The 15,670-nt window shown below is 72.3% G+C and carries 13 protein-coding genes; 7 read left to right on the top strand and 6 right to left on the bottom strand.

All coding sequences use genetic code 11. The features are described from left to right. The first annotated feature begins 10 nt into the window (after nt 1-10). Nucleotides 11-3,040 carry a chemotaxis protein CheB gene (locus OV079_RS16485; protein ID WP_267769702.1) on the top strand — a complete coding sequence of 1,010 codons (3,030 nt, stop codon included), beginning with the start codon at nt 11-13 and terminating at the stop codon, nt 3,038-3,040. After that, the gene (locus OV079_RS16490) at nt 3,037-4,632 is read left to right on the top strand and encodes a PAS domain-containing sensor histidine kinase (protein WP_267769704.1); all 1,596 of its coding nucleotides are present in this window, start codon (nt 3,037-3,039) and stop codon (nt 4,630-4,632) included. The genes OV079_RS16485 and OV079_RS16490 overlap by 4 nt, the downstream gene beginning before the upstream one ends. 95 nt (nt 4,633-4,727) lie before the next feature. Here OV079_RS16490 and OV079_RS16495 read toward each other — a convergent pair whose 3' ends face one another. From OV079_RS16495 to OV079_RS16510, 4 genes are all read right to left on the bottom strand, one after another. Then, the gene (locus tag OV079_RS16495) at nt 4,728-4,934 is read right to left on the bottom strand and encodes a response regulator transcription factor (RefSeq protein WP_267778558.1); all 207 of its coding nucleotides are present in this window, start codon (nt 4,932-4,934) and stop codon (nt 4,728-4,730) included. Between the two features lie 42 nt (nt 4,935-4,976). After that, nucleotides 4,977-5,369: a response regulator transcription factor gene (locus tag OV079_RS16500; RefSeq protein ID WP_267769706.1), complete on the bottom strand. Its 393-nt coding sequence runs from the start codon at nt 5,367-5,369 to the stop codon at nt 4,977-4,979. Nucleotides 5,370-5,445: 76 nt separating this feature from the next. Beyond that, nucleotides 5,446-6,192, bottom strand: a complete 747-nt coding sequence (locus tag OV079_RS16505) for a response regulator (RefSeq protein ID WP_267769707.1) — start codon at nt 6,190-6,192, stop codon at nt 5,446-5,448. A gap of 39 nt (nt 6,193-6,231) precedes the next feature. Then, complete coding sequence (locus OV079_RS16510) at nt 6,232-6,555, bottom strand: hypothetical protein (protein ID WP_267769709.1); 324 nt, start codon at nt 6,553-6,555, stop codon at nt 6,232-6,234. A 1,480-nt stretch (nt 6,556-8,035) separates the two neighbouring features. Between OV079_RS16510 and OV079_RS16515 the strand changes: the two genes are divergently transcribed. From OV079_RS16515 to OV079_RS16530, 4 genes are all read left to right on the top strand, one after another. Further along, nucleotides 8,036-8,920, top strand: coding sequence for a sigma-70 family RNA polymerase sigma factor (locus tag OV079_RS16515; protein ID WP_267769711.1), 885 nt, complete (start codon nt 8,036-8,038; stop codon nt 8,918-8,920). Between the two features lie 1,585 nt (nt 8,921-10,505). Continuing rightward, the gene (locus OV079_RS16520) at nt 10,506-10,784 is read left to right on the top strand and encodes a sensor histidine kinase family protein (RefSeq protein WP_267769712.1); all 279 of its coding nucleotides are present in this window, start codon (nt 10,506-10,508) and stop codon (nt 10,782-10,784) included. A 23-nt stretch (nt 10,785-10,807) separates the two neighbouring features. Then, nucleotides 10,808-11,014 carry a hypothetical protein gene (locus OV079_RS16525; protein WP_267769713.1) on the top strand — a complete coding sequence of 69 codons (207 nt, stop codon included), beginning with the start codon at nt 10,808-10,810 and terminating at the stop codon, nt 11,012-11,014. Continuing rightward, nucleotides 10,966-11,349, top strand: a complete 384-nt coding sequence (locus tag OV079_RS16530) for a hemerythrin domain-containing protein (protein ID WP_338088906.1) — start codon at nt 10,966-10,968, stop codon at nt 11,347-11,349. Before OV079_RS16525 ends, OV079_RS16530 begins: the two co-directional genes overlap by 49 nt. A gap of 144 nt (nt 11,350-11,493) precedes the next feature. On the opposite strand, the gene OV079_RS16535 is transcribed toward OV079_RS16530, so the two are convergent. After that, entirely contained in the window at nt 11,494-11,847 is a 354-nt protein-coding gene (locus tag OV079_RS16535) for a hypothetical protein (protein ID WP_267769714.1), read from the bottom strand. Between the two features lie 421 nt (nt 11,848-12,268). On the opposite strand from OV079_RS16535, the gene OV079_RS16540 reads away from it, so the two are divergent. Next, nucleotides 12,269-14,422 (top strand): NHL repeat-containing protein, encoded by a 2,154-nt coding sequence (locus OV079_RS16540; RefSeq protein ID WP_267769715.1) that lies wholly within the window; start codon nt 12,269-12,271, stop codon nt 14,420-14,422. On the opposite strand, the gene OV079_RS16545 is transcribed toward OV079_RS16540, so the two are convergent. Then, complete coding sequence (locus tag OV079_RS16545; RefSeq protein WP_267769717.1) at nt 14,307-15,614, bottom strand: amidohydrolase family protein; 1,308 nt, start codon at nt 15,612-15,614, stop codon at nt 14,307-14,309. The genes OV079_RS16540 and OV079_RS16545 overlap by 116 nt on opposite strands. Nucleotides 15,615-15,670 lie beyond the last annotated feature (56 nt).

A 15,670-nucleotide genomic window follows, 5' to 3' on the forward strand; every position in this document is an offset into this window, starting at 1 on the left:
CCCCGCCACCATGCCCTCCGCTCCCACCTCGCCGCCCCAGCCCGAGAACGCGACCGTCGAGCCCGTCGAGGCCGGCGACGACAGCGAGGACGAGGCGCAGGCGGACACCAGCCGCCGCGCCGCCGGGCTCTTGCCGGTCGTCGCCATCGGCGCGTCCGCGGGCGGGCTGGAGGCCTTCACCGACATCCTCGACGCCCTCCCGCCCGACCTCGGCGTCGCCTTCGTGTACGTGGCCCACCAGGCCAGCGGCCGCGACAGCGCCCTGGGCGACATCTTGCACGAGCACACGACCATGCCGGTCGTCCTCGTCCGGGACGAGGTCCCGCTCGCGCCCAACCGTCTCTACCTCGCGCCGCCGGGCGTCCAGCTGACCGTCGCCGGGCTGCGCCTGGTGCCGGCCCCGCGCCCGGAGGACCGCACGCAGTACACCCCGATCGACGTGTTCATGGCCTCGCTCGCCAGGGAGCTCGAGACCAGCGCCGTCGGGGTGGTCCTGTCGGGCTCGGGCGTCGACGGCTCGGCGGGCCTGCGCGAGATCAAGGGCGTCGGCGGCATCACCATCGCCCAGGACCCGGAGACCGCCCGCTACGACAGCATGCCGCGGGCCGCGATCGCCACCGGCAGCGTCGACCTCGTGCTGACGCCGGCGCGGATCGCCGAGGAGCTGCAGCGGATCGGCCGGCACCCCTACGTGCGCTCGTCGGTCGCGCGGCGCCCCGGCGACGAGCTCGTCGTCCACCAGGAGCAGCTGCACCGCATCTTCACGATGCTGCGCAACGCCAGCGGCGTCGACTTCACCCACTACAAGCCGCCGACGATCCGGCGCCGGCTGCAGCGGCGCATGGTCCTGCACAAGCTCGACAGCGTGGAGCAGTACATCAAGCACATGCGCGAGAACCCGGAGGAGGTCGCCAAGCTCTACCAGGACCTCCTGATCCACGTGACCCGGTTCTTCCGCGACCCGGACTCGTTCCGGGCCCTTGCTGCTGAGGTGTTCCCGCAGATCGTGCAGCAGCGGCGCGGCCTGTCGCCGATCCGCCTGTGGCTGCCGGGCTGCTCGACCGGCGAGGAGGCCTACTCGGTGGCCATCGCCCTGCTCGAGTTCCTCGGCGAGGACTCGAGCGCGGTGCCGGTGCAGATCTTCGCCACCGACGTCAGCGAGACCGCGATCGAGCACGCGCGCAACGGCCTCTACGCCGACAGCATCGCCGCCGACCTCTCGCCCGAGCGGCTGCGCCGGTTCTTCACCAAGACCGACGGCAAGTACCGCATCGCCAAGGTCGTGCGCGACCTGTGCGTGTTCGCCCGCCAGGACGTCACCCGCGACCCGCCGTTCTCCAAGCTCGACCTGATCCTCTGCCGCAACGTGCTCATCTACATGGGCGCGGTGCTGCAGCGCAAGCTGATGACGGTCTTCCACTACGCGCTCAAGCCGTCCGGCTTCCTCATGCTCGGCGGCGCCGAGACCGTCGGCGCCCAGGCCGACCTGTTCGCCGTCATCGACAAGAAGCACCGGATCTTCGTCAAGCGGCCGATCGAGACCCCCTCCCACTTTCAGATCCCCGTCGAATACACCCCCAGCCGCTCGCCCCACCGCGGCGCGCGCTTGCCCACCGAGATGCACACGCCCCCTTCTTTCCAGAACGAGGCCAACCGCCTGGTCCTCGATCGCTACGGACCGCCGGGCGTGATCGTCGACGAGAACTTCCAGATCATCCAGTTCCGCGGCAAGACCGGCTTCTACCTCGAACCCGCCCCGGGCGACGCCGCCCAGAGCCTGAACCTGCTGAAGATGGCCCGCGAGGGCCTCCTGCACGGCCTGCAGACCGCGCTCTACGGCGCCCGCAAGTCCGACAAGCCGGTCCACAAGCAGGGCCTGCGGGTCACCCACAACGGCACCCACCACGAGCTCGACCTCCACGTCATCCCGCTGGCGGTGCCCGGCGAAGAGCGCCACTTCCTCGTCCTGTTCGAGGAGCCCGGGGCCAACGGCGAAACCGCGACCGAGGCCGCCGCGCCCCCGCCGTCGTCGGACGACGAGCGCGTCAAGCAATTGCAAGAGGAGCTCGCGGCCAGCCGCGAGTACCTGCAGTCGATCATCCAGGACCTCGAGGCCGCCAACGAGGAGCTGCAGTCGGCCAACGAGGAGATCCTGTCGAGCAACGAGGAGCTGCAGAGCACCAACGAGGAGCTCGACACCGCCAAGGAGGAGCTGCAGAGCACCAACGAGGAGCTCAACACCGTCAACGAGGAGCTCCACGGCCGCAACGAGGAGCTGTCGCGCGTCAACAGCGACCTCGTCAACCTGCTCGGCTGCGTCGAGATCGCCATCGTCATCGTCGGCTCCGACCTCAGCATCCGCCGCTTCACGCCGATGGCCGAGAAGGTGCTCAACCTGATCCCGAGCGACATCGGCCGCCCGATCAGCCAGATCAAGCCCAACATCGAGTGCCCCGGCCTCGAGAAGATGATCGTCCGCGTCATCGACACCGTCACGATCCAGGAGATGAACGTCCGCGACAGCGAGGGCAACTGGTACTCGCTGCGGATCCGCCCCTACAAGAACGTCGAGAACCGGATCGACGGCGCCGTCCTGGCGCTGTTCGACATCGCCAGCCGCCGCCACGAGCTCGAGCTCCGCCAGGCCCGCGACGGCACCCGCGCCATCGTCGAGGTCGTGCGCCAGCCGCTCGTCGTCCTCGACGGCCACCTGCGCGTCCAGGCCATCAACCGCGCCTTCACCGAGCTGTTCGGCCTGTCCGCCGACGAGGTCCTCCACCGCCACGTCTACGACCTCGCCGGCGGCGCCTGGGACGCCCCGCCGCTGCACCGCCTGCTCGACGACGTCCTGCCCCGCCAGGGCCGCTGCGCCGGCTTCCGCGTCGAGCACGAATTCGTGCGCGGCCAGCCGATGCAGCTCGGCGTCGACGCCTCCCGCATCGACGGCGGCGACCCCGGCACCACCCTCGTCGTGCTCGCCATCCACGACCTCACCCGGCTCGACGCGAGCCCGGCGCCCCTCGCCACCGCCCCGGCGTGACCGACCGCGCTCCCCTCGACGACGGCGCCCTCCTCCGCGCCGAGGTCGTGCGGCTCACCGCGCTGCTCGCCGACACCGACGAGCACCACCACCGCCTGCGCGACGCCCTCATCGTCCGCAGCGAGACGCTCGAGGGCCATGTCCAGGCCCTCGAGTCCCTGCTCGACTGGTACGCCGACCTCTACGAGCACGCCCCGATCGCCTACCTCGCCCTCGACGGCAACGGCGTGGTGCGCGAGGTCAACCTCACCGGCGCCACGCTGCTCGGCATCGAACGCCTGCGCCTGATCGGCCGCCCGCTGCGCCTGCACGTCGTCCTGCGCGACCGCCGGAAGTTCCTCGATCACATGCTGCGCTGCCGCCGGGAGACCGAGCCCGTCGTCACCGAGCTCGAGATCGAGGCCCGGCGCCGCGTCGTCCCGGTCCAGCTGATCAGCCGCCGCTCGGCCGTCGCCGGCGAGGCCGGCACCTACTTCCGCACCGCCGTGTTCGACCTGACCGAGCGCCGACGCGCCGACTCGGCCCTGCGCCTCGAGCACGAGCGCCTCGGCCTGGCGCTGGTCGCCTGCGGCGCCGGCCTCTACGACTACTCGTGGCCGGCGGCCGAGCTGACCCCGAGCGAGCGCTGGTGGCAGCTCGTGGGTCGCCCGCCCGGCGAGCCGCCCCAGGGCGCCGCGCTGTGGCAGTGGTTCCAGGCCCGGATCGTCCCCGAAGATCGGGCCGCCCGCGACGACGCCCACGCCCGCTTCGTCGCCGGCGAATCGACCGCCTACGCCGCCGAATTCCGCCTCCTGCGCCACGACCGGCCCCCCGTGTGGCTGCGCGAGCTGAGCCGCGCCGCCGAGCGCAGCCCCGACGGCCAGGCGCACCACGTCGTCGGCGTGCTGATGGACATCTCCGCCGAGAAGCAGCGCATCGAGGCCGCCGCCCACCAGACCGCGCTGCTGCGCGACCTCTCCGCGGCGCTGTTCCGCGTCGAGGAGAACGAGCGGCGCGAGCTCGCCACCCTGCTGCACGACGTCCTCGGCCAGCAGCTCGTCGCCGCCCGCCTGCAGCTCGGCGCGCTGAGGCCGACCGCAGGCGACGCCGACACCGTGCGCGAGGTCGTCGCCCTCCTCGACGACGCCCACCAGGCGGTCCGCTCGGTCACCTTCCAGCTGCGCCCGCCGATCTTGCAGGACCTCGGCCTGGTCGCCGGCCTGCGCTGGCTGGCCCGCGAGACCTCGGCGCAGTTCAAGCTGCCGATCGCCGTGATCGCCGAGGACACCCTGCCGCGCCTCGCCGGCGATCCCGAGTACCTGCTGTTCCGCTGCGTCCGCGAGCTGCTGCTCAACGTCGTCAAGCACGCCGAGGCCACCGCGGCCCGCGTCGAGGTCGGCGGCGACGAGGACGACACCCTCGTGATCCGCGTCAGCGACGACGGCAAGGGCTTCGACCCGCCGCGCCTCGCCGCCGACCGCCCGGAGAGCCGCAGCTTCGGCCTCCTCAGCGTGCGCGAGCGAATCATGGGCCTCGGCGGCCACGTACACATCGACAGCGCCCCCGGCCAGGGCACCCGCGTCGAGCTGCACGTCCCGCTCGCCGACAGCTGATCGTCAAGGCCGCCTCGCGCTGCGCGTCCTGTTCGCCGACCGCCGCTCGTCACGACGGCGGCGAGCTGCCCATCCCGCTCGCCGCCGTCGGCTCGTCAGTCGCGCTTGCGCAGCGGCGCGAGCCCGTGCTCGAGCGCGTAGCGGGTCATCGCCGCCCGCGAGCGCAGGCCGAGCTGCTGGGAGATCCGCGCCTTGTGGAATTCGACCGTCTTGAGCGCGATGCCCAGGTCGCCGGCGATCTCCTTGCCCGCCATGCCGGAGGCGACGCGGACCAGGATCTCGCGCTGACGCGTGGTGAGCAGGTTGCCCCCCGCGGCGGCGCGGCGCCGTCTCGCTCGTCCCCTTCAGCAGCGCCTCGATCGCCGGGCTGACGTGGCTGCCGCCCGCGGCGACCGTGCGCACCCCGGCGACCAGCTCCTCGGGCGACGCGTCCTTGAGCACGTACCCGCGGGCCCCCGCCGCCAGGGCCGAGTGGGCCCACTGCGGGTCGGCGTGGCGAGTGACGACCAGCGCGCGGCTCGCCGAGCTCGTCTGCAGCGCGCGCAGCAGCTCGAGCCCCCCAGCGTCGGCAGCTCGAGCTCGAGCGCCACCACGTCGGGCTGCAGCTCGCGCGCGGCCGCCAGCGCCGTGGCGCCGTCGGTGAACGCCCCGACCACCTCGAACTCGCCGCCGAGCAGGACGCTCAGGCACTCGAGCACCATCGCCTGGTCGTCGACGAGAATCACTCGCGGTCGCATGCAACCATCCTTGAACACCGTACCCGATCGATCATGAAGTTCAAGCACGTGCCCGCTCCTCGTGAGACATGGGGCCTCAGCGACCCGGAAGCAACCCGTGTTCGACCGCGTAGCGCGTCAGCTCGGCGACGGTGCGCAGGCCCAGCACTCGCATGAGTCGCGCCTTGTGAAACTCGACCGTCTTGCGCGAGATGCCGAGGATGTCGCCGATCTCGCGAGCCGGTCGGCCCTCCGCGACCAGCTGCAGCACCTCGCGCTGGCGCGTCGACAACTCGCCCCCCGCCAGCCCCTCTTCGAGCGCGCCGGGCCGCGGGTCGTAGACCAGCCCCGGCGACACGAACGTGCCGCCGGCCAGCACCCGACGCACTGCCAGCACCAGCTCCGACGACGCGGCCGTCTTCACCACGTAGCCGTGGGCCCCGGCGCGAAACGCCTCCTGCACGTAATCCGGCTCGGCGTGGACGGTGACGAAGATGATCCGCCCCCGCGGACACACTCGCTGCAGCTGACGCGCCGCGTCGAAGCCGTTGAGCAGCGGCATCGTCACGTCGACGAGCACCACGTCGGGTTGACATTGTTCGGCCGCGGTGACGAGCGCGCGGCCGTCGGCCACCGCCCCCACGATCTCGAGCTCGGCCGCCAGCAAGCGCATCAGGCCCTCGCGGACCAGGGTGTGGTCGTCGGCCAACAACACCCGCGGACGCGCCCGTGAGGGCGATATGTCCGCGCCGACCTCCGCCTGACTGGATGCGTCCTCGTTCACCCCAGCTCCGAAGGCGTCGCTGGCCCGGACGTTAACAAACACCTCGATCTCGTTCAGCACGGAAAAACCCCTGACATCGAGCTCGCTTCGTGGACTGGCTCAGTGGCGCCGCTCGTCGCGCGGATCGCCCGCCCGGCAGACGAGGGACGCACTGCAGTTCCTGGCAGGATCCGACGCGTCCTCGCCGTCGGACTCGGCGCGGACGACCCTCGATCGTTCGAGGAGTCCGCATGCACCGGGGCGATGATAGCCGCCGAACGTCGCGACGCTCGCGACGCCGACCCGGTCCCCGGTGTGCTCGACGTCGACGAACTCACCCGCCTCGTCCGACTTCGAGCCGCCCCCGAACTCGTCGACGCCGCAAATGCGCGCCCCGCCGCAAGCGCCGCCTGGAGTGAGCACAAAGGTGATGTCGCCGCCCACGCTCGCGCTCGACGATCTCGGCCCATCCATGGAGGAGGCGCCCGAATCGCGGGACTCGCGATCGCCCGCCGCGACGACCGCGCCCCCGAGGGATTTTCCAGGGGGACCCTGCCGTGCGGACTCGACAGGGAGCGCTGCGGCGCGCGGGCCGAATGGACATTCGCGCCGCGAGCCCCCCGCGGGCCTTGCGCCGATTTTCCCGGCTCGTGCTCGCTTCCTGCGGACTCGGGGCCTGTAGGGCAGTAGCGAATTCGCGCATCGTCGTCCGGCCTACCTTGGTCGGATCGGTCGGGGCGGCAACCGCTCGGTGCCGTGCGAAAGGGGAATGGGCGGCGCCTTCCCCGGCGGAGGCCGACCTTGAGCAATTCATCACAGCCCTCGTTTTCCGGGGTTCTTCCCAGACGGGGCGCGATTCGCGGCTGGCGAGGCGAGCGCACCGACGCCCGCCGCTCGAGCGCGCCGCGGACCCATTGCCCCGAGTGCCTCGCCGGCCCGCGTCGATGAAATCACGCCGCCTTGCATCCCGCGCGCCCTCTCCCAAGATTCCGCCGCAGTCGTCGGCCTCGCGAGCTCTCGGGACTATGCATACCCGCTGCGGAGCAGGCAGGCACAGGCCGACGACTGCGAGCGACGAACCGCCGCGAGCCCACCGCAGACCTCGGCCGCGAGACGATGCAGTCGCTTCATGGAAGTCACACCGGAATAGCGACGGCTACCCGGGGCCCACATCCCCTGCGGAGCGAGCCGGCGACGGCCCGCCCGCGAGTCCACCGCAGACCTCGGCCGCGAGGCGATGCCCACATCCCCTGCGGAGCGAGCCGGCGAAGGCCGGCCCGCGAGTCCACCGCAGACCTCGGCCGCGAGGCGATGCCCATATTTCCTGCGGAGCGAGCCGGCGAAGGCCCGCGAGCCCCCGCTGCGACGGAACCACGCGCACCGCTGCAGAGCGAGCCGCCGCAGGCCGACGACTGCCGGCAAGGAGCCGTCCCCCGACGCGGCAGCACGATTCTCACGCCTCACGCGATCGTGCACGGACCCGCTGCGAGCGAGCGGCCGACGACCGACGATTGCGAGCGACGAGTCGCCGCGGCCGGCCGACCTCGACCTGCTCGAAAGACCAGGTGAGAGCCCACCGCTCCCGACGCGCCGCCATGAAAAACGCGGAACTTCGATCGCCGTCCGCCGAGATCCGAGCACCCCTGCGCTCCTCCTCGCCGCCGCGAAGCGCCGAGCCGAGCCCGGAAAACCCCCAGTCCCCGGCTCCCCCCACCGCCCATCGGACCCATTATCAAACTGTCCCAAAGTACAGGCGCTCCTCGATCGCGCCTCGCGCATCACCGACGGCCGCGACCCGAAGAGCCATTCCGCCGGCGCTCGCACATGCGTCTCGCCGCAATCTCGCCGCAGACGAACAATGATTCGTCCGACCCGCGACTTGCGACCTCCCGCGCTCCCGGACACGCTGGTCTTCAGCGCCGTCATGACCCCCGCCCGCTCCCCGGCTGTTTCTCCGCGCGCGCTGGCACCGGCGGGACGGGACCGTCCCCTCGACGCGCTGCCCGTCTCGCGCCTCCCGTCCACCAGCCCGGCCGTCCGCTGCTTCGAGCTGCGCGCCGACCTGTGGCGCGCGCTGCTCGGTCAGCCCGCAGCGCTCGCCTCGATCGCCGAGCTCGCGCACCGGGCCCTGCACCCCGAACTGCGCCCCGACGGCCCCCTGCGGCGCCTCGAAGCCGCCGCCCGGGACCTCGGCCGCAACGACGACCTCGGCGCGCGCCTGGCCTACGAAGCCGCGCGTCGGGCCGCCTCCGAGGCGCTGGGGCCCGCCGATCCCGACCGCTGTGTGGTCCGCCGCCTCGTCGGCGACATCCTCGCCCGTCGCTCGGTCCCTGTCGCCGAGCCCACCCTCGGCCGCTGGTGCGACATCCTGGAGCGGCGCCAGGCGGCCCTGGACGCCGCCCTGAACCTCCTGCGCGCCCGCGACGAGCAGATCGGCCGCCTCGTCCGCGCCCTGCGGCCGCCCGGGCGCGGCTGCGCCGAGCTGGTCGTCGCCGCTAGCCAGGGGCTGCAGTGGGCCGTGGGGCGCTACGATCCCCGCCGCGGCGTCCGCTTCGACCGCTTCGCCGAGTGGTGGATCCGGCACATGATCCGCCGCCACCTCGCGCCGCCGCCGGCGCCCGGCCCTCGCCCGCGAGCCGAACTCCGCAGCACCTGCGCGCAATTCACCACCCTCCACGGACGGCCCCCGACCGAGGAGGAACTGATGGCATTGACGGGCGAACCGCTGGAGCAGGTCCGCCTTGCCCGGGCGCTCGACTCGCACCATCGCTACGCCCGCGACAGAGACATCGACCCCGCGCCCCCATGACGCCGCCACCGGTCGTGCCATCGGGACGCGCACGAGAAAGGAACCGACCATGCGCTCCCTTCGAACCTCCCCCTCCGGCTCGGCCTCGCCAGCCTGATCGCGCTCGCGGCCTGCGGCGACCGCACCAAAGAGCCTCCGCCGGCCAGCCGCAATCAACCGCCGGGGGCCCGGCGCCGACCGACACCCGCACCAACCCTCATCCCACGGCCCAGCCCGCGAACAGCGGCACCCCCGGGCCCTCCGCCGGCGCCGCCAACCCGAGCAACGTCCACACCCCCGATCCCGGCCACGAGCCGCCCGGCGGGGCCCGGGCGCCGCCTCGCCCGACAAGCCCGCCGGCGAGCCCGCCCCGACCCCGAGCCAGCCCCATTAGCAGCCCGCCGTTCGCGGGCCCACGCGGCCGGCCCACGCCTGAGCGCGTCGGCCGGCCGAGTCGCGACACGCGAGCGCCGCAGCGCGAGCACCCTCGTCGGCACGCCGCGCGGCCTCGCCGTCTGCGACGAATCACGGCCCGGCGGCCCCCGCATTCTCATCGCCGCCCCTGATGCCGGGCTCGGACGTATCACCGGTCTCCGCCCCGCACTTCGGTGGGACGCGCATTCTCGTCACCGCCCCCACGCCGCCCCCGCGATCGGACGAATCGCCGGTCTCCACCCCGCACTTCGGGTGGGACGCGCATTCTCGTCACCGTCCCCACGCCACCCCCGCGATCGGACGAATCGCCGGTCTCCACCCCGCACTTCGGGTGAGACGCGCATTCTCGTCACCGTCCCCACGCCACCCCCGCGATCGGACGAATCGCCGGTCTCCACCCCGCACTTCGGGTGAGACGCGTATTCTCGTCACCGTCCCCACGCCACCCCCGCGATCGGACGAATCGCCGGTCTCCGCTTCGAGTTTGGCGGGACGCGCATTCATATCACCGGCAGCCGAATCACCGCCCGGAGGCTGCAGCCCGACGCTTTGCCCCCTCGCCTCGCGCCCCTCCTTGGCCGCGCGCGACCTTCGGCGCACCTCCGGCGATCGCTGCAGTGGACCACCGCGAGGAGCCGACGCGGCAGCGGCCATTCGTCTCCGTCGTCTCTATCTTAAAAGCCAATGGATTGTCCGAGGTCGCGTCCTGCGCGCGAAGCTCGACCGTGCTCGCAGTGACCTTCGTCGTCGCGCTCGCAGCGGCGGGCTCTTCCGGCTCGCTTCGCCGCGGCTTGGTCCCATCGAGCGATCGACCGCCGCTGCGCGCGACCGCGTCGTCGTTCGGTCGCCGTCTCTTGCCCATGCAACAAATCCGCGCACCCTCGTTCCAGGCCGCCGGGTCGGCATCGCCGAGCTCGGGGCGGCCGGAGGAGCGTCATCATGGCCTCGATCTTCCAGCACCTGCGCGAGGAGCACGAGCGGCTCCGGCGCTCGATCGTCCGCCTCCGCGGCGTCGAGCCCGGGGCGGACCGACTGCAGCCCTTCAACCAGCTGCGCCGCCAGTACGTCGCCTACGCGCGCCGCCGCCGGCGTCCTCTACAGCTACCTGATCCACGTCAAGACCACCCAGCAGCGGGCCCTCCAGGGCCTCGAAGAGCACAAGCGCCTCGAAGTGCGCCTCCTCGACGCCGAGCGCGCCCTCGCCGACGACGACCATTGGCGCCCCACGATCGCCTCGCTGTGCGAGGAGCTGGCCCGGCACCTGCACGACGAGGAGCGCAGCCTCTTCTCGACGGCGAGGGTCGCGCTCAGCGATCGCGAGGCCACCGGCCTCGGCGCCTGCTTCGCGGCCGAGCGCGCCCGCTTGCACGGCGATCTCAGCAACCTGACCGGCGGCCCCTCCGAGCCCCTCGCATCCGCGACCGGGACCGGACGACTGCCGATCCAATGACCCCAGCCCCGAGGAACACGACCATGCCCAAGACCAAATCCGGGACCCAGCCCGAGACCCAGCCCGAGATCTACGCCATCCTGAAGCGCGAACACGAGGAAGTGAGCGAGCTGCTGCACCAGCTCAAGGAGGCCAAGGGCAACGCCGCCCAGAGCTGTTCGCCGAGGTCCAGCTCAAGCTCGTGCCGCACTCGCGCGGCGAGGAGTCGACCGTCTATTCGCGGCTGCTGAACGAGAAGAGCGCCTCGGAGAAGATCCGCGTCAGCATCGAGGAGCACCGGCAGGTCGACGTCCTGCTCGAGGAGCTGGCCGACATGTCCCCGCGCGACGAGGAGTGGTCGGCGAAGGTCCACGTGCTCGCCGACATGGTCGGCCACCACGTCGACGAGGAGGAGGGCGAGCTGTTCCCGATGGCTCGCGCAGTGCTCTCCGCCCGCGAGGCCGCCCAGATCGCCGCGGAGTACGAGCAAGCCCGCGACGAGGCCATGCAAGCCATGATCGGCGAGTTCGAAGAGGCCGAAGAAGTCGAAGAAGTCGAAGGGGAGGAAGAGCGCGGCGCCGCATGACCGCGAGCGCTTGACCGCGCTCGCCCGACTCCCGCGCGGGCCCTCGCCACGAGCCCGCCGAGCCCTGCCGGGCGAGTCCTCGGCGGGGTGAACCTGTCCCCAAAGCCATTGACGACAGTCCGCGACCACGCGGACCCCGGTTGCTCACTCCCCGAACACGCACGACAGCCCGTCGCGCGACAGCAGCTCGCGCGACACCGATTGACCGGTCATCCACGTCAGCGTGACCGCGGCCACGCGCTCGTACGACCCGTCCTGCCACGGCCGCAGATCGGCTCCGTCGCGGTCGCGCGTCTCCACCGAGTACGTCGGCGCCCAGCCGGAATGGAACCAGTGATTCGCCCGGCACAGCGCCTCCGTCTCTTCCGTCGCCGTGCTGGCCGCCGCGATCGAGCGCGCCAGCAGAGCCACCACCGCGTACGGGTAGACGAAGTACGCCCCCGCCACGAGCCCGACGACGATGGCGATCACGAGCTTGCGGGCGCGCGGACGAGCCATGGGCGTCCAGTCTAGCACTGCGCCGCCGCGGCCTGGTGGTGCGCACGCCACTCGGCCGCGACGCACCAGCTCGCGTCCTCGTCACGGTGCCGTCTCGTCCGTGGAGCCGCGCCAGGGCCCGAGCGTGATACCCTGCCCGTCATGCTGATGACGGTGTCCTGCTCGCGCTGGTCCGACGTCGACCCCGCCCGGCACGAGTTCGATCTCGAGCCGGCGCGGCGGATCGTCGGGCGCCTCTCGCCCGCCTGACCGCGGCAAGACCACGAATCACCGCACCACCGCATTGCATGCGGTGCCCTCGATCGTCGCTACCCGCGAATGGGCCGAGACCGGCGCTCCAAAATGCGCGCGGACGATCGACGGATCGGTCGCATATTTGACCTAGCAACATCGTCGATCGCGGCGGGTTATACGCCTCGTCATGAACTGGACTCCTCTGCTGCTCCTCTCCCCTGTCGTGCTCGCTGCCTGTCCAGGCGGGTCGGTGGCGTCGACCGACACCGATCCGGCCGACACCAGCGGTCCGACGACCACGACTGTCGCCACCGATCCGTCGCCCCCGCCCACGACCACCGGCCCGGCCACCGAGACCGGCCCCGATCCCACCACCACGACGACGGGCGAAAACACCACCGCGGTCGATCCCACCACCGGCGATCCCACCATCGATCCCACGACCCTCGACACCACCACGCTCGACACCACCACCGAAACCACGTCCACCACGTCCACCACGTCCACCACGTCCACCACCGACACCACCGATGGCACCGACACCGGCGTCGTCGGCGAATGTGTCCCCGGGGACATCCAGAGCTGTTACGGCGGGCCCGACGGCACCCTCGACGTCGGCGAGTGCGTCGCCGGGCAGCAGGAGTGCGGCCGCGACGAGACCTGGGGCCCCTGCCTCGGCGAGGTCGTGCCCGCGCCCGACACCTGCGACGAGCCGGGCGACGAGAGCTGCGACGGCCTCGACCCGTGCCAGGGCGACGGCGAGTTCGCCTGGGGGCTCACCTTCGGCGAGGCCGGCGACGACGAGGGCGCGCGGGTCGTCTTCGACGGCGCCGGCAACGTCGTCGTCGCCGCGTGGGGCAACGGCGACATCGACTTCGGCGACGGCCCGCTCGTCCACGCCGGCTACGACGTCTTCCTCGCCAAGTTCGCGCCCGACGGCGCCATCCTGTGGAGCCAGCGCTTCGGCGACGGCGACTACCAGGGCGGCCCGGAATACGGCCTCGCCATCGCCGACGACGGCGACATCGTGCTCAGCGGCATCTTCAACGGCGACATCGACTTCGGCGGCGGCCCGCTGCAAAACCCCACGCTCAAGACCGGCCTCTTCCTCGCGCGCCTCGACGGCGACGGCCAGCACGTGTGGAGCAAGTCCTTCATCGCCGGCGAGGACGTGACCCCCCTCGATCTGGCGCTCGACGCCGGCGGCAACATCCTGCTCACCGGCGCCTTCTACGGCACGCTCCCGCTCGGCGGCGCGCCGCTCGTCAGCGCCGGCGGCAACGACCTCTTCGTCGCCAAGTTCACCGGCGCCGGCGCCCACCTGTGGAGCCGCGGCTTCGGCGACCCCGAGTGGCAGGTCGGCATGGGCATCGCCCCCGACCCCGCGGGCAACATCTTCGTCAGCGGCGGCCTGCGCGGCAGCTTCGACCCCGGCACGGGCCCGCTCACCAGCGCCGGCTCCGAGGACATCTTCCTCATCAAGTTCGACCCGGCCGGCGCCACCCTGTGGGGCAAGCGCTGGGGCGACGCCGGCAGCCAGAACGTCGGCAGCCTCGCGGTCGACAGCAAGGGCCGCGTCGCCCTCGCCGGCGGCACCAGCGGCGTCCTCGACTTCGGCGGCGGCCCGCTCCAGGGCAACATCGTCGTCAGCTACCTCGCCCAGCTCGACGGCAACGGCGACCACCTGTGGAGCCGCGAGCTGTGCGAGGGCGGATCGATCGCCGAGAACGTCGCCGTCGACGGCCTCGACAACCTCGTCACCATCGGCACCTTCCGCAACACCTGCGACCTCGGCAGCGGCCCCCTCACCGCCGTCGAGTACCGCGACGTGTTCGTCGCCAAGTTCAGCCCCGGCGGCCAGCCCGGGTGGAGCAAGCGCCTCGGCGGCCCGCAGGAGCAGTACGGGGCCCACGTCACCGCGTCCGCCGCCGGCTCCGTGGCCGCCGTCGGCAATTCTACAATGCCATCGACCTCGGCGAGGGCGCCCAGACCAGCCAGGGCGGCCGCGACGGCTTCGTCGTCGTCCTCGACCCGTAACCTCGAGAACATGCCTCATGGGACATGCCCGTTCAGCCATCGCCGGCGCCGGGGCGCCCTGAACCAAGGAGCGAGCATGTCCCAAAGGCCATGCGGCCCCCTGCGGCCGCCGTCCTCGAGCCTCGTCGCCATGTCCGCACGAGCATGTCCTCAAGGACATGCTCCGAGGGCCAGCCCGTGGCCCGCCGTCACCGACGGTGGATCGCCCCGCCCTTCATCACGAAGCGGACCTGCCGCAGCGCCCCGATCGAGCGCGTCGGGTCGCCCTCGACGGCGACCAGGTCGGCGAGCAGCCCGACCTTGACCTGGCCGATGCTGTCGGCCAGGTGCAGCATCTTCGCGTTCACCGCCGTGGCCGCGCGCAGCGCCTGGACCGGCTTCATCCCGTAGTCGACCATCAGCTCGAGCTCGCGGACGTTGTCGCCGTGGCTGAACACCCCGACGTCGCTGCCGTTGCAGATCGGCACCCCCGCCTTGAGGGCCGCGCGGAAGGTGGCTCGCTTGTCGCGGATCGCCTGCGGCTCCGGGGCCGCGCCCTTCTTCCACCCGGCGTACTGCTGGATCGCGTCGGTCGCCGCCAGCGTCGGGCAGTAGTACACCCCGCGCTTGGCCATCAGTTTGAGAATTTCGGGCGTCCCGCCGTCGCCGTGCTCGATCGTCTCGGCCCCGGCCAGCACCGCGCGGCGCATCCCCTCGGGCGTGCTCGCGTGGACCACCACCGGCCGTCGACCGTCGCGCGCGGTCGCCACGATCCGCTCCATCTCCGCCTGCGAGAACGTCGGCAGCGCCTGGCCTCTCGGGCCCCACGAGTAATCGCCGTACACCTTGATCCAGTCGGCCCCGCGGGCGATCTGGCCGCGCACCACCCGGATCAGATCCTCGCCGTCGGCCTCCTCCGCGCCCTGCGGCACGTGCCACTCCGGCGCGAAGCCCTTCGGCGCGTACGTCCCGGTGGCGACGATCGCCCGCGTCGTCGTCAGCACCCGCGGCCCCGGGATGATGCCCTGCTGGATCGCCTGCTTGAGGCCGACGTCGGCCTCGGCCGCGCCCTCCGTGCCGAGGTCGCGCACCGTCGTGAAGCCGGCCAGCAGCGTCTCGCGGGCGTGGTTCGTCGCCCTCGCCACGCGCACCGTCAGCGGCTCGCGCAGCACCTGGTCGTTCCACGTCGTCTCGTCGTAGGGGTGCAGCAGCAGGTGCGAGTGCCCCTCGATGAGCCCCGGCAGCAGCGTCGTGTTCGGCAGCTCGACCACCTCGGCGTCGGCCGGCGCGCCGACCTGCGCCGCCGGCCCGACCGCGGCGATGCGCTCGCCGCGGACCAGCACCACCCAGCCCTCGCGCGGCTGCTCGCTCGCGCCCTCGAACACCCGCGCCGGGCGCAGCAGGTACGCCTTGGCGGGCGCCGGCGCCGGCGGCGGCGCGGCCGCGGCGAGGTCGGGCTGTCCCCAGAGACATGTGACTGCGAGCGCGAGGACGGCGAGGGCGGCGAGGCGGCGCATGACGGCCCGCGATCGTAGAACGATTGCCGCCCCCCGTCCATGTCCCGAGGGACAGC

The sequence above is a fragment of the Nannocystis pusilla genome (genome assembly GCF_026626665.1).
GTDB classification, from domain to species: Bacteria; Myxococcota_A; Polyangia; order Nannocystales; family Nannocystaceae; genus Nannocystis; species Nannocystis pusilla.

What these genes read in the sequence shown, in the direction of transcription:
- OV079_RS16485 (WP_267769702.1), top strand. Translation starts at nt 11, where the DNA reads ATGCCCTCCGCTCCCACCTCGCCGCCCCAGCCCGAGAACGCGACCGTC.
- OV079_RS16500 (WP_267769706.1), bottom strand. Translation starts at nt 5,369, where the DNA reads ATGCGACCGCGAGTGATTCTCGTCGACGACCAGGCGATGGTGCTCGAG.
- OV079_RS16515 (WP_267769711.1), top strand. Translation starts at nt 8,036, where the DNA reads ATGACCCCCGCCCGCTCCCCGGCTGTTTCTCCGCGCGCGCTGGCACCG.
- OV079_RS16525 (WP_267769713.1), top strand. Translation starts at nt 10,808, where the DNA reads ATGCCCAAGACCAAATCCGGGACCCAGCCCGAGACCCAGCCCGAGATC.
- OV079_RS16535 (WP_267769714.1), bottom strand. Translation starts at nt 11,847, where the DNA reads ATGGCTCGTCCGCGCGCCCGCAAGCTCGTGATCGCCATCGTCGTCGGG.
- OV079_RS16540 (WP_267769715.1), top strand. Translation starts at nt 12,269, where the DNA reads ATGAACTGGACTCCTCTGCTGCTCCTCTCCCCTGTCGTGCTCGCTGCC.
- OV079_RS16545 (WP_267769717.1), bottom strand. Translation starts at nt 15,614, where the DNA reads ATGCGCCGCCTCGCCGCCCTCGCCGTCCTCGCGCTCGCAGTCACATGT.